Origin of the sequence: Streptococcus mitis (assembly GCF_002096835.1) — a bacterium.
In the GTDB taxonomy this organism is placed as follows: domain Bacteria; phylum Bacillota; class Bacilli; order Lactobacillales; family Streptococcaceae; genus Streptococcus; species Streptococcus mitis_W.
Genome location: NZ_NCVG01000008.1, coordinates 1 through 534, shown reverse-complemented (window position 1 = coordinate 534; position 534 = coordinate 1). Strand labels below are relative to the sequence as shown.

Below are 534 nucleotides of genomic sequence, written 5' to 3'. Positions count from 1 at the left end.
CCAACAACAATTCCTGCTGGAGTGAAACCAAGCGTTAAAGTGAAGATTAAAGTTCCAACTGGAGAAATTGTTGAAGTAGAAGTACCAATCATCGTAACACCGAAAGTAACTCCTATTGTAGTGGAAGTTGGAACACCAATTACGAAAGAGGATGTTATTAAGAAAGTAGGTTTACCAGAAGGATGGGAAATTGTTGAAGTCGGAGAAATTCCAACAACTGAAACACCTGGAGCAAAACCAGTTGTTAAGGTAAAAGTTAAATTACCTGATGGTCGTATTATTACAGTGGAAGTTCCTGTAACAGTAACACCTAAATCACAAAATGGTGGAGGAGTGATTTCTCAAAATGGCGATTCAACTGTTCAGATTGTAACGGAATATCTTGATGAAAATGGTAACCGAATTACTTCATATAAAGAAGGAAAACACAATCCAATAGAGTTGGAAGGATACGAATTTAGTCATTCAACAACGGATGCTAAAGGAAATACCCTACATCACTATAAGAAAGTGAAAAAACCAATCAATCAAGAG

1 protein-coding gene is annotated in these 534 nt (G+C 36.5%); it reads left to right on the top strand.

Features of this window, described 5'->3' with window-relative positions; translation table 11 throughout:
* Positions 1 to 534: Rib/alpha-like domain-containing protein (locus B7699_RS00065; RefSeq protein ID WP_142358308.1), on the top strand; the 534-nt coding region annotated here is incomplete at both ends.